The following is an 18,728-nucleotide window of genomic DNA, read 5'->3' as shown; positions in this document are numbered from 1 at the left end:
ATAAAATGAAAAGAAGAGAGTTTATCGAAAAAACAGCAGCGAGTACTGCCCTATTAAGTTTAGGATTGTCTTTGAGCAGTTTTGAAAGTAACGAGAATAAGCATTTAACGATTCTACATACTAATGATGTGCATAGCCACATTGACCCTTTTCCTGCTGATGATCCGCGTAATCCTAACAAAGGTGGTGTTTCTCGTCGTGCAACGTTGATTGAAACTATTCGTAAAGAAAACCCTAATGTACTTTTATTAGATGCTGGTGATATTTTTCAGGGAACGCCATATTTCAATTATTATGGAGGTGAATTAGAATTCAAATTGATGAGTATGATGAAATATGATGCTTCTACAATTGGAAATCACGATTTTGATAATGGTCTTGACGGATTATATGCTCAGCTTCCTCACGCAACTTTTGACTTTATCAACTCTAACTACGATTTTAAAAACACGGTTATGGACGGACATGTGAAACCGTACAAAATCTTTAATAAAAATGGAATTAAAGTTGGTGTTTTTGGTGTTGGAATTGAATTGCAAGGTTTAGTAGATAAAAAATTATATCTAGAAACGGTTTACAATAACCCAGTAGAAGTTGCTCAGGATATGACAAAACTTTTAAAGCAAGAACAAAAATGTGATTTGGTAATTTGTCTTTCGCATTTGGGTTATAAATACAAAGATGATGCAACAAAAATTAGTGATTTGACATTTGCAGAACAAACACAAGACATTGATTTAATTATTGGAGGACATACGCATACTTTCTTAGACAAACCTACAATTGTAAAAAATAAGGCTGGAAAAGAGGTTCTTGTTAATCAAGTTGGGTGTTACGGAATTAATTTAGGCCGTATCGATTTCTATTTTGATAAAAACAAAGCGCATACAAACCAAAGTGCAACTATTATTGTATAGTCTTTTTTTGAATTCTAGCTTTTTCTAAAAAGTATTCTACCATAAAGAAATAAGCTAGAATTTGAGTTGTATCTCGTATTAAAACTAAAACAATAGAATACGAGAAATATTCATTAAAAATATAGAAGATATCTGAGAAAATGTAGCTTATTGCCATGAGCGACATCAGTAGCGCTATATGTGTTCCCTTTGTGATGTAACTTACAAAACAGAAATAGCTCAAGATACTCAGAACGATTCCGTACACGGTGTATATTACAATAAATTTTCTCATGCTGTCGAGCTGTAGGCTCAAAACAGAGATTAACAAATAGACGATAAAAACAACTACAATAGAAATTGGCAGAATATCGCGTTTGGTTAATCTGATTCTTTCGTGCTGTCGAATAAATATAGTAACGATTAAACTATAAACAACTAGAAAACTGAGCACTCCTCCTAATTCAGAGCTTTCAACATCCATTAAATCATAAACTTGTCCAACAAAACAGAATAAAAAAATCAATCCTTCTGTTTTTCCGATTTGAAACTCACTGCTAATTAAATAATAAATAAAAATAGCAGGGAGAACAATCGCTTTTGCATATGTCGCAAAAACATCTTGTTCTGCCCAATCAAAAATGATGGTACAAAACAAGCCGAAAAAGAACAAAATTAATGATGGTTTATTAGGCTTCATTCAATTTGTTTATAAAGTCTTCTTCTGATAATATAGTGATGTTCAGCTTTGTTGCTTTTTCCAGTTTTGCTGGCCCATATTATCTCCCGCAACTACAAAATCTGTTTTTGCAGAAATTGAGCTTCCTACTTTTCCTCCGTTATCTTCGATAGCCTTCTTTAATTCGTCTCTAGAAAATTGGCTAAAGACGCCAGAAACTACAAAAGTTTTTCCAACAAATTTATCAGTAGCATTTGGGTTTATTTTTTCTTCAATTTCAAATTGAATTCCATAACTTTTTAATCGTTCAATAATTTTTCTATTTTCTTCATTTTCGAAGAATTCGATAACACTTTTAGCAATTCTTTCTCCAATTTCATCAACCAAAATTAAATCCATTAAAGAAGCCTGTGCTAAAGCATCTATGTTTTTGTAATGTTTGGCTAGTTTTTTGGCAACTGTTTCTCCAACAAAACGAATTCCAAGTGCAAACAATACGCTTTCGAACGGAATTTCTTTTGATTTCTGAACTCCATTTACCAGATTTTCTGCTGATTTCTGAGCCATTCGTTCTAAATGCAGAATATCCTCTACTTTCAATTCATACAAATCGGCATAATTGTGCACGAGGTTATTTTTGAAAAGCAGCGCCACCGTTTCTCCTCCAAGTCCTTCAATATCCATTGCTTTTCTAGAAATGTAATGCTGAATTCTTCCAATAATCTGCGGAGGACATCCATAAAAATTCGGACAATAATGATTGGCTTCTCCAACATTTCGAACCAATTCTGTATGGCACTCTGGACAATAAGAAATATAATGTGTTGGTTCTGAATTTTCAGGACGTTTTTCTAAATCTACCGCAATGATTTTCGGGATAATTTCTCCTCCTTTTTCGACAAAAACAGTATCGTTTATTCTAATATCTAATTTTTCAATTTGATCGGCATTATGAAGAGAAGCTCTTTTTACAATAGTTCCAGCTAGCTGCACAGGTTCTAGATTGGCAACTGGCGTGATAGCTCCAGTTCTTCCAACTTGATACGAAATTGATTTTAATTTAGTTGAAACTTGTTCTGATTTAAATTTGTAAGCAATTGCCCAACGTGGCGATTTTGCTGTATACCCCAATTCTTCCTGATGCTGAATGCTGTTAACCTTTACAACAACTCCATCTGTTTCATAAGGCAAATTATGACGGTGAACATCCCAATAATCAATGAAGTCAAAAACTTCTTGCATACTATTAACTAATTTTGCTTCTTTTGGAACTTTAAAGCCCCAGCTTCTGGCTAATTCTAGTCCTTCATATTGCGTTTTAAAAGGCAGATTGTTTCCTGTTACAAAATAAAGCAAGCATTCTAGCGGACGTTTGGCTACCTCAGCACTGTCTTGTAATTTTAAACTTCCCGAAGCAGTATTTCTTGGGTTTGAATATGGAGTTTCGCCAATTTCTATTAATTCCTGGTTCATTTTTTCAAAACCGGCAAACGGAAGAATAATTTCTCCACGAATGTCAAATTTATCAGGATAATTTCCTTTCAAATGCAACGGAACTGATTTTATGGTTTTTATGTTGCTCGTTACCTCATCTCCTTGAAAACCATCTCCACGCGTTAAGGCTTGAACTAATTTTCCGTTTTCGTATGTAATACTTATTGAGGCTCCATCGTATTTTAATTCGCAGGTATATTGCAAGTTTACGTTTCCTAAAACTTTCTGAATGCGGTTTTCCCAATCTAAAAGATCTTCTTTAGAATAAGAATTATCTAAAGAATACATTCTGTATTGATGCGCTATCGTTTTAAAATTTTTGGTAACAGTTCCTCCTACTCGCTGAGTTGGCGAATTTTCGTCAAAAAACTCTGGGTGTTTATTTTCTAAATCCTGAAGTTCTTTTAGCTTAATATCAAAATCATAATCTGAAATTGTAGCATTATCTAACACATAATAATTATAGTTGTGCTGATTAAGTTCATTTCGTAATGCTTGAATGGTCTCTTGAATGCTCATAAATAGTAAAATATTGCAGATTATAATAATGTAAAACTGAATATCAAAATTAGAATTTATTTTTGTTCAAATGCAGAAAAAATAAAAGTTTTAAAAAATCAAAAATCAGACTGCAAATACATGCAGTCTGATTTCCTCCTTGTCCATTATTCTTAAAAAAGAATTAAAAAAAACCAACTTCCAAATGGTTTTGACGTTTTATATTTTTAACTGAAAATCAATACTTTACAATACAAATATAGAACTATTTTTGAATAATGATAAAATCTGAACGTCTATTTAGCACATGCTCCTCTTCAGAACATTTTACACCATTTTTACATTTATTAATTAATCGTGTTTCACCATAGCCGATAGCACTTTCGATACGAGAATCATCTATGCCCTGCGAAAGGATATAATCTCGAGTTGATTTTGCTCTATTATCTGAAAGTTTCAAGTTGTACGAATCCTTTCCGCGTGAATCGGTATGCGATTCAATTTTGATTCTGATGTTTGGAAACTTCTGCATGATGAAGACCACTTTAGACAATTCTTCTACAGCTTTTGGTGTAATGTCATACTTATCATAATCGAAGTAAATTGGATTTACATCCACTTTTTCTACTCCTTGTTTTTTGACAACTAAGTCATCATAATTGCTCAATTCAAAATTTACATCTTTTATTTCGCCACCATTTTCACCAGTTGTTTCTACTGTTTTATCATCACTACTGTAATTTTGTTTTGCGGCAATCATTTTTACCACTTTGTTGCAAGGAACTTCAATAGCATATTTTCCGTCAAAGTTTGTTTTGGTTTCGCCCAGAACTTCACTAAAAGAGTTATACGCCATTATCGTAACATCTGTTAAAGGCTTTTTTGTTTTATGATCGATAGCCATTCCAGAAATACTTTGGTTGCAAACTGGTTTTCCTTTTACAAAAGAGTAAATATCATCATCGCCCTTTCCTCCTGCTCTGTTGGAAGAAAAATAGCCATAAGCACCTGTTCTATCAATTATAAAAGAAAAATCGTCTTTATTACTGTTGATAGGCGCTCCAAGATTTCTTGGTGCAGAAAATGTTCCATCGGGTAAAAGTTTACTTTCATAAACATCTAAATCACCCCAGCCATAATGTCCATCAGACGAAAAGTATAAAACTCCGTTTTGGTAAAACGGAAACACTTCGTTACCAATCGTATTAATATTAGATCCTAAATTTTTAGGAGAGCTCATGGTTCCGTCGGCCGCAATTTTCACCATGTACAAATCTGTTTCGCCTTGACCTCCAGGCATGTCTGAAGCAAAGAAAAGCAATTGTCCGTCTTCGCTTAATGATGGATGTCCTACAGAATAATCGTCGCTATCAAAAAATACTTTCTGAGGATTTTCTAATTTATTATTGACAATTGATCCTTTGACAATCTGAAAATTGTTAACTCTGGCCTCATCAACAACCAATTTATTTTTCTTTACAATATTGGTCGAATAATAAATGGTACTTCCTTTACTATCAAAACTTGCCGTAGCTTCATGATATTTGGTCATTACGTTTGGAAGAAAAACCGTCTCGTTGAATAAACTTCCATCTGCCGGATTTCTTTCTGCAATGTATAAGTTAAGAAAAGGCTGATTATTCCAGGTATACAATTTTTCACTAAACTTTGTTGTATCACGAGCTGACGTAAATACTACATTATCTTTAAAAAATGTAGCACCAAAATCTGATTTGCTGGTATTGATATCCAAATTTTTAATGGTGTAAAGCGGTTTTGCTTTTGCAACGCTGTCCATATATTTCTTTTGGGCAACATATTTATTAATCTCTGCTTTATCACCTTTTTTATCTAGATATTCTTTTGTAATTTTATCTGCCTCATCATAATCCATAACTGCTTTCATAGACTGAATATAACGCAGATAGTAAATATCAGTCAGATTATTTCCTTGAACTTCGTACAATTTTCTATACCATTTAAGAGCATTTCTGGAATCAGAAATAAAATAATAGGAATCTGCCGCGTTCTTCAAAGTCTGCGCTGATGGATCTTTTATGTTTTGCAAACATTCTTCGTAAGCTTTGGAAGCATCCAAATAAGAGAAGTTTTTAAACAAAGCATCCGCTTTCTTTAAGTTAGTTTTTTGAGCGAAACTAAACGTAACGCTCAAAATTAAACATAGGATATATAGTTTTCTCATAAGTTTTGTTTTTAGAAGAATCGAGGAGATTTAATTTTGCTTTGGTTTTTCACAAATTGATAACGCAAGATGATCTCGTGTGAGCCATCATTGTATTTATTCAATTGGCTTACAGTATAATCAAAAGCATATCCAAGATAGAAACTTGGTGATATTTGAAAACCTGCCAGTATGCTTATCGAATCATCTGTTCGATACGCTCCTCCTATAACAAACTTTTCTTGAATCATGAAATTTGCTGATACATCTGCGGTAAGCGGTGCTCCACTTACGGCTTTTACTAAAAATGCTGGTTTAAATTTCAAATTTGGATTCAAATCAAAAACATATCCCCCCATTAAATAGTAGTGCAAACGATCATAGTCTATAGATTCTTTTACATCGTCATAGTAATCATTCTGAATAAAACTTGGAATAGAGAATCCTACATACCATTTTTCTGTATAGTAGTAAATACCTGCTCCTACAGCTAGTTTCATCTGATTGTTAATGTTCTGATTTAACAAAACATCATCATCATCGTAGTATCTTCCTTTAGACCAATCGATGTTTAACATTCTCGTACCAGCTTTTATACCAAAAGCTAATCTTTTTTCATATCCGAGAGGTAATGAATAAGAGAAGTTCCCATCAAGATATAGCTCATTTGAAGGTCCGATTTTATCATTTACAATACTTAGACCTACTCCCAATTTTTCATTTCTAAGAGGAGCATGAACAGAGAAAGATTGTGTTTCTGGAGCTCCAGGCATTCCTACCCATTGAGAACGATACAAAAGTGCTGCTTCTATGGTTCCGGTAGATCCAGCATACGCTGGATTTACCGCCATAGTATTATACATATACTGGGTATATTCGGGATCTTGTTGTGCCGAAGCGCAAACCGTAATAAAAGAACATATTAAAATGAAATATGTTTCTAATGATTTTATATATAGTTTCATAACGATACTTATTTAGTTTAATTAATTAGATGATTAATAGAAGTGGATTATCTCATAATAGACAACCAGCCTTTTTTAACCGTTCCATCTCCAATGGTTATCACATAAAAATAAGTACCTGTTGGCAGCATATCTCCTCTATTAACTACACCGGATACATTTGCTGTACCGTTCCAATCATTTTCATAACGTGTTTTACTATACACTAATGCTCCGTATCTGTTAAATACTTTCAGTTCGTTGTTTGGATAAGACTCAATACAGTCAATTCTGAACAAATCGTTTTTACCATCATTGTTTGGAGTAAACTCATTGTAAACCGTTAGACAAATTGGTTCTAATGTAACCGAAGCTGAATTATTTGATGCATCAACATCTAAAGGAGTCGAAATTTCAACGGTAGCAACGCTAGTGTAGTTTCCGCTTGATAATACTTCTGCAACAACTGTTAATACTACGCTCTGACCTGCCGTTAATGTTGGTATAGTCCAAAGCTGTGTTGCTGGATCGTATGTTCCTGCAGTTGCTGAAGAGCTTACCAATTGTAAGCCGCTAGGAAGCAAATCACTCACAATCGTATTGATAAAATCTCCTTCACCTACATTGTTTACTGTAATCGTAAACGTTACTTTATCTCCAAAGTTCGGTGTTGGATTATCTACAGTATGCGTAATAGTTAAATCTGAACAGCTTGCAACAGTAACATCTAACGTTTTAATTGTTCTCTCGTCGCAATTATTAACATAAGCTACAGTTACTTTTCCTGAACCAATATCTGACCAAGAAACGGTTACAGAACCATCGTTTGTACCCCCGCCTGAAACAATTGTACCTCCATTAATAGTCCATACATAATTAGATTTACCATTTGCAATTGAATACGTTACACCTTTGAATACACAAGGAGTATCATCTGTCGTAGCAAGCTGAACTGCAGCGTCATTTTCGAATGCAATTGTAACTCCTAATCTTCGTCCGTTATCACAACCGTTAAATGTATTAGTCAATGCTCCTGCATAATAAGTCGTTGCTGTAAGCGGAGTTGTATTTGCTAATGCTGTTCCGCCAGTTGCAGATGCGTACCAAACTACATTTGTTTCGTTTACAAAAATACTAGCCAATGTTGGCAAAGCTGATAAACAGAATGTTTGTGTAGTTCTTGGCGTTGTAATTACACTTGGCGAATTTACATTTACCGTAACAGCTAATCTAGCTGGGTTTTCGCATCCAATAGCACTTGAAACTGCACCATAATATGTACCTGTTACAAGAGCTGTTGTTGGCGCAATTGCTGTTCCTCCTGTAGCTGTGCTATACCAAACAACATTTGCTTCGTTTACTTGAATATTTGCCACTGTTGGCGAATTTAAAGTACAGAAGTTTTGTGTTGTGTTAGCCGTAGTTGGTGTTGGACTTGGATTAACTACGGTAACAGTCACCTGAAGACGAGTTGAACTTTCACATCCTGATGGATCAACTATATTTCCGAAATAAATTCCTGAAGTAAGCGCTGTTCCTGCTGGAATTGCTGTTCCTCCTGTTGCTGCTGTAAACCATGTTACATTGCTTTCGTTTACCTGAATATTGGCAATAGTTGGAGCATTTGCAGAACAGAAAGTCTGTGCTGTACTATTTGTCGTTGGATTTAATGTATTACCAACTGTTACAGCCACTTGCAATCTGACACTGCTTTCGCAACCTGTTACTGGATCTTTAATTGCTCCGAAATAAGTTGTTGTAGTTAGCGCAGTTGTCGCAGCCAAAGCAGTTCCTCCTGTTTGAGTTGTGTACCAAACTACATTACTTTCATTCACTTGAATATTAGCAACTGTAGGATTTGTACCTGTACAGAAAGTTTGTGCTAAAGCAGTTGTTGTTGGTGTTGCAGGGTCAGTCACATTTACATCAACTGTTAATCTTGAAGCACTTTCACAGCCTGTTGCTGGGTCTGAAATTGCAGCAAAATATTGGCCTGTTGTCAGAGCTGTTGTTGATGGAATTAACGTTCCGCCTGTTAAAGCTGTATACCAAACAATATTCGCTTGATTGAACTGAACGCTTGCAAATGTCGGAGCATTAGCCAAACAGAAGTTTTGCGTTCCTGCTGTTACTAAAGTTGGCGTTCCTGGATCGTTTACAATTACATCTACTGTTAATCGTGAAGCGCTTTCACAACCTGTTGTTGGATCTGAAATTGTTGCAAAATATTGTCCTGTTGTCAAAGCTGTTGTCGGCGCAATTACTGTCCCCCCTGTTAAAGCTGTGTACCAAACAATGTTAGTTTCATTAGTTTGGATGCTTGCAAACGTAGGAGCATTTGCCAAACAGAAGTTTTGTGTTCCCGCAGTAACCAATGTTGGAGTTCCTGGGTCATTTACAATCACATCAACTGTTAATCTTGTAGCGCTCTCGCATCCTGTTGCAGGATCTGAAATTGCTGCAAAATACTGTCCTGTGGTTAAAGCCGTAGTAGATGGAATCAATGTTCCGCCTGTTAAAGCCGTATACCAAACAATATTCGCTTGATTAAACTGAACGCTTGCAAATGTTGGAAGGTCTTCTTTACAGAAAGTTTGTGTTCCAACAGTCACCAATGTTGGTGTTCCCGGATCGCTTACAATTACATCAACTGTTAATCTTGAATTGCTTTCACAACCTGTTGCAGGATCTGAAATCGCGGCAAAATATTGTCCTGTTGTTAGAGCCGTAGTAGATGGAATCAATGTTCCGCCTGTTATAGCTGTGTACCAAACAATATTAGTTTCATTTGTCTGAATGCTGGCAAATGTAGGCTGATCTACCTGACAGAAATTTTGTACTCCGGCTGTTACCAAAGTTGGCGTTCCTGGATCGTTTACAATTACATCAACTGTTAATCGTGAAGCGCTTTCACAACCTGTTGCAGGATCTGAAATTGCTGCAAAATATTGTCCTGTTGTTAGAGCCGTAGTAGATGGAATCAATGTTCCGCCTGTTATAGCTGTGTACCAAACAATGTTAGTTTCATTAGTCTGAATGCTTGCAAATGTCGGAGCATTAGCCAAACAGAAGTTTTGTGTTCCCGCAGTCACCAATGTTGGAGTTCCTGGGTCATTTACAATTACATCAACTGTTAATCTTGTAGCGCTTTCACAACCTGTAGTTGGGTCGGAGATTGCTGCAAAATACTGTCCTGTAGTTAGAGCCGTAGTAGATGGAATTAATGTTCCGCCTGTTATGGCTGTATACCACACAATATTCGCTTGATTAAACTGAACGCTTGCAATTGTAGGCTGATCTACCTGACAGAAAGTTTGTGTTCCTGCAGTCACCAATGTTGGTGTTCCCGGATCGCTTACAATTACATCAACTGTCAACCTTGAATTGCTTTCACAACCTGTAGTTGGGTCGGAGATTGCTGCAAAATATTGTCCTGTTGTTAGAGCCGTAGTAGATGGAATCAATGTTCCGCCTGTTATAGCTGTATACCAAACAATATTAGTTTCATTAGTCTGAATGCTGGCAAATGTAGGCTGATCTACCTGACAGAAATTTTGGACTCCTGCTGTTAATAATGTAGGTGTTCCTGGATCGTTTACATTTACTGTTACTTCTAATCTTACTGAACTTTCACAGCCTGTAAGTGCATCTGTAGCTGCTCCGTAGTAAATTCTACTTACTAAAGGAGTAGTTGAGGCAATTACATTTCCACCTATCGCTGCATCATACCAAATAACATTGCTCTCATTTACTTGAATATTTGCAACTGTAGACGCAGAAGATAAACAGAAATTCTGAGTATCGTTTGTAGTTGTTGGCGTATTTGGATCGCTAACTATAATTACTGCATCTTGTAATGTTCCTGCTAAATTTTCACACGTATTAGTGCTTGAAACCGCTACATAATAGGTGATCGGACTTACAGCTTTTGTTAAACCTGTAGCAGTTAAAATACCAGCTGCATCTATTGCATAAGTAACCCCTGCTATTACAGCCCCATTTGTAATTGGCTGCGTTTTAGCAGCGTCTAAATACCAAGTAAATACAGGACTAGTTAATGCTGGTGCAGTGGGAGTTAATGATGCTGATAAGCCTGGGCAAACCGTTACATCATCAACCAAAATATCGCTTCCTATTGAAGGAGGCAAAATTGTGAATGTGATTTGTTTTCTATCTGCTGCTGCAGTTTCACACAATTCATCTGAACTCACTCCAACAAAATAAGTATAAGTTCCCGGAGCCAATCCGTTTACTATCAACTGTGCAGTTGTTTCGCCAGGAATTAACTGACTTGTTGTTCCATTAAAACTATACCAATAGTATACAGGATTTGTTAAAACAGGAGTTCCGCTTAAACCTGTTGCTAAAGTTACAGTTCCAGAAGCAGAACAAATTGATGTTGCTGTTCCTCCGTTTAATGTAATATCTGTTAAAGCATTTACTGGAGCAGAAGCTTTTACTTCGACAGTAACCTCTCCTCTTGCGTAATTTTCACAACCGTAACGTACTGGTTGTACATAATACTTGTAGATACCTGCAGTTAAATTATCTGGTAACGTAAAGGTTGGTTCGCTAGCCACCAAGTTTCCTCCTGTCTCGGCATCATACCATCGATAGGTCGAACAGGCGACTTCAGGAATCTGGAGTTCAATTTCGCTGCCCGGACAGACCGTAATTTTATTCTGCGGATCTGCTCCAATAACGGTGGTGTTAGCTGTTCTTTCTACAGTATGAACTCTTAAGAAATCTAATACTCCAGCAACACCTCCTAAACGAATTCTAACTCTATCATAAATCTCTGTTGGAGAAGACACTAATACCATTGCCAAAGAATTTCCTGGCAATAATTTTATACTCAATAATGTACTAGTATTTTGAATTGGAGCACCAACTGCCACATTTCCTAAATAACGCTGAATTGAGAATCCTGTAAGCAGATTCACGCTTAAAAGACTGCCTGGTTTTGAAACCACAATTCTTAAAGTATCACTAAGAACAGAAGGTGTTTTAAATTGTACCGTTAAATCTGCAGCTGCCGCCACTCCAACTCCACTATACATTGTAGCAAAAGTTGTTACGTCATTATCAGCAACATTCCAAGCATCACTTACACCTATTAAAGCAGTTGCCGCACCTATAGGAAGGTTTATATCTGTAGCACCATAAAAAATATCCTGAATATCTCCTGGAGTACAAGTTACAGCAGTAACTGGTTTATTATAATGAGCTTCAAACACTTTTGTATTTTGAGCAAGACTTAAAATTGAAGAAGATACAATACGAATACCATCATAATCTTGCGGAACTGATGCATCTGAAGGAACAAAAGTAAACTCATAAGTATTGTCTCCTGAAATTAGTTTTAATAGCGATCCCGACACAGGCTGCATTGCTCCAATAAGATTACCTCCAATAGTTCCTACTACCGATAAGTTCTCTCCAACAGCCAACAAACTATATTCAGATCCTAATTTAACTGTAACAGGGGTACCTTTAGCAATAGGAGTTGCCCAAGTTAAATTCTGCCATGTTGTGCCAATTCCTAAAAGTCCTAAACCAGTAGTAATTGTTGAGAATGTCTGAGGATTTCCATCAATTGCATTTGCATTGTTTGAAACACTCCCAGTAAGTATAAAGCCTTCACTTTCTCCTGATGCATAAACTCGTTCTGTTAAGTTTTGACAGCTGGTAAGATCTATCACATTGATTACCTTAGTTGCAGTAACACTACAAGTTCCTAAAGTTGCAACAGCTGTGTAGGTGTAAACTCCCGGAACATTTAAAGGACCTGTTGTAAATGGAGAACCTGCAAGCGCAACACCTTGTGGATTAAACCATGTTACAGTTCCTGTAGAAGTAGCATTTAACGCAACATCAGCTCCAACATTTACAGATTCTTGCGGATTAGTCACCACTAAAGTTGGTACCGCATTAATTGTTACGGTCACAGATTGTCTAGCTGACGGGCAAGTGCTTGTCGCGCCCTGTGCTTGTATAGAATAAATACCACTTACTGTTACATTTGCAGCAGCATCAGCGGTCATTACATTATTTAAAGGATCATAAAAAGTATAAGTAGCTGCTGAATCAAAATTAGTGATTGCATTAGCCAAATTGGCGCTACCACAGGCTACTAATGGAGTAGTGATAACCGTTAAAGGTGTTGTTGAAGGAAAATTAACCGTTACTAGTTTTAAATCTCCATTCACATTCTCACAAGTACCTCCATTAACTGCAGATATATATAAATTGTAAGGAGAATTTAAAGTTGTTAAACCAGTTAATGAAAGAACACCAGTAATAGGATCTTTTGCAAATGTTATGCTTCCATCTACACTTCCATCTACAATTTCTGTTACTTTATTCTGATCTCTATAATACTTAAACTGAACACCAGCAATATCAGAAGATGGAGTTAAAACTGCCTCTCCAGAACAAGTAGCTTCAACTGGACTTGTAATTAAAATATTTGCCGCAGTCGGAATTGGTAAAACATTAACAGTAACCGCTTGGCGTAAACTGTTAACACAACCTCCTCGTGTTGCTTCTAAGTAGTATGTAGTTGTAGTTGTTAATGGAGCTGTTGGAGCTACGCTTACAACATTTCCTAAAGTTGGAGAATCATACCATTGAAAAGTTTCTCCTCCTGCTGAAGTTGCAGATAAATTAGCTGTTTGACCAGCACAAATTGGTGCAGTTGCTCCAGTTATTGTGGCATTTGGAAATCTATAAGAAGCTCCATAAATGTTTACAGTAGTCAATAAACCAACCAATGCTCCCAATCTAATATCAACTCTATCAAATGCAGCAGTTGTTGGGTAACTAACTTTGAATTTGTTTCCTGATAATACCTGTAAGTTCAATAAACTATTGTTTACTGCAAGTCTGCCTGGATTTTCAGCTCCTGCTAAAGAAGTTCCTATGCTTACAGATCCCAGCAATGCAATATCAGCAAGACCGCCTGGTAATTCTAATTCAACATCAATAATATCTCCTGCTTGACCGGGTGTTAGAAAATTTAACTGTTGTTGTATGTATGAATTAAGCACTCCCGCAGTTATTGTCAAAGAAGAAAATGTATTTGGATTTCCGTCAACAGCGTTAGGTTCCGTTAACACCATTACATAGAACACATAATAAACCAGGGTCAACCGTTATGGCTTGTGTACTTGGTTGCAAACAAGTGCTTACTGTATTGGTTACGATCACATTTATAGCAGCTCTTGAAGTACTTCTACAATCTGATGCCGTACTTACAGCTTCAACATAAAATGTTTCATTTGCTGTTAAAACTGGATTAGGTATATAAGTATTACTACCAGTACCTTGCAAAAGAGTTCCTCCTGTTGGAGCATCATACCATAAATAAGAAACTCCAGGGCTACTTACAACAGACAACTGTACATTCTGGCCTGACTGAATAATAACGCTAGAAGATACAGGGACTGGTGCCGCTGGTCTAGGATTTACATTTACATTTACCGCTGTACGAGTACTTAAACAAGCTCCAATTACTGCTTCAATATAATAAGTAGTTGGAACAGTTAGATTTGGAGTTACAAAAGAAGTTCCTGTAAATACCAAAGTTCCTCCTGTAGCAGCATCATACCAATTATACGTTGTGCCGGCAACTGGAGATTGAATTGTTATCGTTGTAGTTTCTCCACTACATAAATTTGCAGGAACAGTAGAAATCGCCGTTGGAGCTACTGGACTATCGACTGTAACAGCAAAAGGATTTCTTACACTATTAACGCAACCATTACGAGTTAATTCAACATAATAAGTTGTATTAGCTGTCAAGGCTGGAGTTGTAAACGAAGCTGTACTGCTTAATAAATTTCCACCAGTTAAAGCATCATACCATCTAATCGTTTCCCCTAAAGCCAGATTAGCATTTAATGTCGCCGTTTGTCCACTGCAAATTGCAGTATTTCCAGAAACAACTGGAGCTTTATATCTATAGGCAGCTTGATAAATATCCAAATTAGTTATAAGACCAAGTACACCTCCTAAACGAACTTCTACACGGTCAAAATTCGCACCAGCCGTAACGCTAGCTCTATATCTAGTACCACTTAATAACTGCAAGGTAATAAGAGGATTATTAATTGCAACTCTATCATTATTATAAGTTGCACCATTGTAGGTTGCCAAACTAATCACGCTTAACAACTGAACATCTGCCAAACCTCCTGGCAATTCTAAGTCAACATCAACAATATCACCAGCTTTTCCTGGATTTGTAAATTGTAATGTTTGCTGCATAGATCCTAATACATTGGCAGGAAGAGTAAGTCTTGTTGCAGTTGCAGGATTTCCGTCTACAGAAAAATTCGGATTTGTAGCATTACACAATAAACATACACCAACCTGAGAAGTTACCTGACTGCTGGCTTCAAGACATCCGCCTAAAGCTGCTGGCTGAACCGTTACTGTAACGGGTACTCTCGTTGCGCTAACACAATTTCCATTTGGGCTTTGTGCTTCAACATAATACGTTTTAGTAGCTGTTAAAATTGGCGTTGTAAAAGTGGCTGTATTTGTTGCAACAGCTGTTCCTCCAGTTGAAGTTTCATACCAGTTTAATTGTGCTCCAACCTCTGTAGTCGATGCATTTAACGTTGCATTCTGACCAGATTGAATAGTCACACTTTGCGTTAAAACTGTCGGAGTAATTGGAACGGCTGTCGAAACAACACTTACTGGCGTACGAGAACTAACACAGCTGCCAATAGCAGCCTCCACAAAGAATTGAGTCGTTCCTAATGGCACTGTTGGCGAATAAGTAGTTCCACTAGCTAAAACAGGACCACCAGTTGCCGAAGAGTACCAGTTGTAAGTTGTTCCTGGAGCCACATTTACAACCGATAAAGTGGTTTGCTGAGTTGCACCTGTAGAACAAACTGTTGTTCCAACATTACTAATTCCTGGTATTAATGGATTAGAAACATTCAAGACAACAGGTACACGAACATTTCCTTCGCAGCCTGCAGCTCTAGTTATTCCTATATAATATGTTGTATTTGCTGTTAACGCTGGGGTTGTATACGTATTTCCCACTGCCAAAGCTGTTGTAGAAAATTCAGAACTGTACCAAGCCAGCGAAGTACCCGCAGCTGGTGTCGCAGTTAGAGTGGTTGGAACTCCCGCACAAACTGTCTGCGATAAACCGCCAGATACAGTTGGCTGTGCAAATTCTAGCCTAACATCATAAACTCGTAAGCTTACCAAAAGACTTAAAAGTCCACCACCAACCTGAATTTGAATTTGGTTGGTGTCACCCGTAATAGGGAATTTTGCAACAGCAACCGTATTGCCGCTTAACAAATTCAAATTCAAAAGCGGACTATTTAAAGCCACACTGGAACCCACATTGGCTCCAGAATTTTTAGCTTGAACTGTTGCATTTGCTAACAAACTTAAATCAAGCAATCCGTTGCCTGTACCAAAGTATATTGCAACTTGGTCACCAGCTCTAGCTGTTTGGTTTAAGGTCAATGTTTCTTCTGCAAAACATCCAAGCACTGCAACACCATTTGTTAAGGTTGCATAAGTGGATAAGCCAGCGCTATCATAAGCATTGGCAGGACTATTAACATCTACTCCTAAACACAAAAGCCCTCCTCCTGCACTATTTGTCTGAGACACAGGTCTACAAATAGTCTGAGAGAATGCATTGGCGCATATAAAGAATAACGTTAAAAGTCCTAATAATCTCATTTGAGGATTGAGACTACAAAAAGTAATTTTTTTTTTCATAATTTGGAAGATTAGAAAATGGACAATAAAACACCTCATGCAGTAAGTGCAAGCACCTACGCAATTAAACAATCAGTTAAAAATCAAACAGTTAAAACAAACAATAGTAGCCTATAAAAAGCTGCTAAATTCTGTTTTAATAAAAAAATTTATGTTGAATTCGGTATATCAAAGTATACCGTAGAACAAATTCTATCTCTTTGAGACAAAATAAGTTCTGCTTTTTTAGAGGAAAAATGATTGTAATCAATTTTCCAAGAGGAGTGATTTGTTGCAGGCCTAATTTTCATAATGAAAATTTTAGTTGAAAGTAGAACTGGGGTTCTTTATATATGTCGATTCTTTTTTTTCAGAAAGTTGATTAGTCTTTTCTAAAACTAACTAACTGCAAAAGTTAGTTCGAATCTTTTTATATTCAAAAAATTATTCTCCCTTATAGTCAGCCCGCCAAATGGGGTGATTAAAAGACAGCAAACTAAAATGTAAACTTTTTGAAAAAAAATTAAGTATTATGTAACGATTAAAATTATCTTTGAAACGAAGTAAGCGAAATAGGTTAAAAAATAAAACTAAAACAAAATTTACGATTAAAGTAAATTTGATAAAGAAAGTAATTGTCAATTCCATACGCAGACTTATTAGGTTGTGGTATAATTTCTCAATTTTCAATCTTAACAACATGGCCAATAATTTTCTAACCAATATGTCTTGAAAACCAAAAGAAAACTTTGTTTAACTTTTGTTACCTAAAATTAGGTAAAACAAAAACATAAAACAAACATAAAATTCTTATAATTTATTCATAAAACTTTAATTCTAAAATTACAGACACATCAAAACATCAAGAAAATCGCTACTTTTAACATAATTAGCTTACAATTTCCTTATTAAACAAAATATTAAACAAAATATGTTAAATCGATGTAAATAAAGAATAATCCTACATTAAAAACAATTTTATCGACAAAACTATCCGTAATAAAGACCAAAAGCAATAAAACTGTTTCATGAAACCTCAAAATCTAAAAAAATATGAAGAGTTTTAAAAAAACAAGTAGAAATACGGTGTCAAAAATTTCAAAAATATTAAACAAAAGTTAAAAAACAAAAAAAGCAGACAGTTCCCAACAACTGTCTGCTTATTAAAAACCTTACAAAAATTATTCTAAGATTCTATAATTGTATTAATTTGATTAAACAACTGTCCATCACTTAAAAAAGCACCTTGTTTAATCAATTCAAAAATCGAAGAATTACGTTCCTCTGTAAACACTTTCTTCCCGACTTTCATTTCAATATTTTCTGTAAACATATTATCGCTTAACCATTGAAGCCCCTCTTTAGTCAAAAAGTCCACCTCTGGAGAAAAAGTTTTCAAAACAATTGACTTAATATAAGTGTCAAAACAATGAAACAGAAAAATATGGTTCTTAGAAAAATGTTCCAAATATTCTGCTCTACCTAATACACCTTCCCAAATCAAATCTGAAAAAACATCAAGTTCCTGTTCTGCAACTTCTGGCTTATTAATCTTAAGCTCTTCCCACTCTTTTCTGTCTATTGCTTGTGTTGCCAAAAAACTTGCAAATTCAGCATGTAATTCGTCAAACTGCTCTTTTGTTAATCTTGCGTATTTCATTTCTTTTTTAGGCTTTATGCTTTACGCTGCAAGCTATAAGCATCCAGCCATAAGTCTAATTATTACTATTAATCTTGTCTTAAACAAAAAAATCCCGACTTTCATCGGGATTTTTGTATAGATATAAAAACTATTACTTTTCAGCAACAATTTCGTAAGCTAATTCAACGATTACATCTCTGTGTAAACGAACTGTAGCATTGTATTTACCTAAACGTTTTACAACACCGCTAGTGATGAATTTTCTATCGATAGCATTACCAGATTTCTCTAAAGCTGCAGCAATATCGATGTTAGTGATAGAACCAAAAAGTTTCTCTCCGCCAGCTTTTGCAGTAAGTTTAATTTCAAGAGCTTTTAAAGTTTCAGCTATTGCTTTAGCATCAGCTACAACTTTAGCTTCTTTGTGTGCTCTTTGTTTTAGGTTTTCAGCTAAAACTTTTTTAGCAGAAGGAGTTGCTAAAGTAGCAAAACCTTGAGGAATTAAAAAGTTACGACCGTAACCAGGTTTTACAGATACTACATCATCTTTAAACCCTAGGTTTTGTACGTCTTGTTTTAAAATAATTTCCATGTTGTTGTCCTTATATTTTAGAAGTTAGGTTCTGATCAAACAGAAACCAGCGACTAGATT

Annotated in this window: 8 protein-coding genes and 1 pseudogene; 1 reads left to right on the top strand and 8 read right to left on the bottom strand. The window is 35.8% G+C overall.

Annotated features, from left to right (window positions below; translation table 11 throughout):
- The first annotated feature begins 5 nt into the window (after positions 1-5).
- Positions 6-917: a bifunctional metallophosphatase/5'-nucleotidase gene (locus tag ACPWTF_RS22315; RefSeq protein WP_427873178.1), complete on the top strand. Its 912-nt coding sequence runs from the start codon at positions 6-8 to the stop codon at positions 915-917.
- Here ACPWTF_RS22315 and ACPWTF_RS22310 read toward each other — a convergent pair.
- From ACPWTF_RS22310 to rplI, 8 genes and pseudogenes are all read right to left on the bottom strand, one after another.
- Positions 907-1,596, bottom strand: a complete 690-nt coding sequence (locus ACPWTF_RS22310; protein ID WP_427873176.1) for a hypothetical protein — start codon at positions 1,594-1,596, stop codon at positions 907-909. The genes ACPWTF_RS22315 and ACPWTF_RS22310 overlap by 11 nt on opposite strands.
- Positions 1,586-3,588: pseudogene (ligA, locus tag ACPWTF_RS22305) on the bottom strand (NAD-dependent DNA ligase LigA). The gene ACPWTF_RS22310 and the pseudogene ligA overlap by 11 nt, the downstream one beginning before the upstream one ends.
- A gap of 244 nt (positions 3,589-3,832) precedes the next feature.
- Positions 3,833-5,770, bottom strand: a complete 1,938-nt coding sequence (locus tag ACPWTF_RS22300; RefSeq protein ID WP_427873174.1) for an OmpA family protein — start codon at positions 5,768-5,770, stop codon at positions 3,833-3,835.
- Between the two features lie 11 nt (positions 5,771-5,781).
- Entirely contained in the window at positions 5,782-6,714 is a 933-nt protein-coding gene (locus tag ACPWTF_RS22295; protein WP_427873172.1) for a PorP/SprF family type IX secretion system membrane protein, read from the bottom strand.
- Between the two features lie 47 nt (positions 6,715-6,761).
- The gene (locus tag ACPWTF_RS22290) at positions 6,762-13,814 is read right to left on the bottom strand and encodes a gliding motility-associated C-terminal domain-containing protein (RefSeq protein WP_427873170.1); all 7,053 of its coding nucleotides are present in this window, start codon (positions 13,812-13,814) and stop codon (positions 6,762-6,764) included.
- A complete protein-coding gene (locus ACPWTF_RS22285; RefSeq protein ID WP_427873168.1) occupies positions 13,795-16,455 on the bottom strand; it encodes an immunoglobulin domain-containing protein in 2,661 nt (886 codons plus the stop codon). The genes ACPWTF_RS22290 and ACPWTF_RS22285 overlap by 20 nt, the downstream gene beginning before the upstream one ends.
- A gap of 1,165 nt (positions 16,456-17,620) precedes the next feature.
- The gene (locus ACPWTF_RS22280) at positions 17,621-18,094 is read right to left on the bottom strand and encodes a DUF6495 family protein (RefSeq protein ID WP_427873166.1); all 474 of its coding nucleotides are present in this window, start codon (positions 18,092-18,094) and stop codon (positions 17,621-17,623) included.
- A gap of 133 nt (positions 18,095-18,227) precedes the next feature.
- Positions 18,228-18,668, bottom strand: a complete 441-nt coding sequence (rplI, locus tag ACPWTF_RS22275; protein WP_095927713.1) for a 50S ribosomal protein L9 — start codon at positions 18,666-18,668, stop codon at positions 18,228-18,230.
- Positions 18,669-18,728: the final 60 nt, after the last annotated feature.

It is taken from the genome of Flavobacterium sp. MMS24-S5 (assembly GCF_050320125.1).
Classification (GTDB): Bacteria; Bacteroidota; Bacteroidia; order Flavobacteriales; family Flavobacteriaceae; genus Flavobacterium; species Flavobacterium tyrosinilyticum.
The sequence above is the reverse complement of the archived record's forward strand: the minus strand, read 5'-3'. Positions and strand labels throughout refer to the sequence as shown.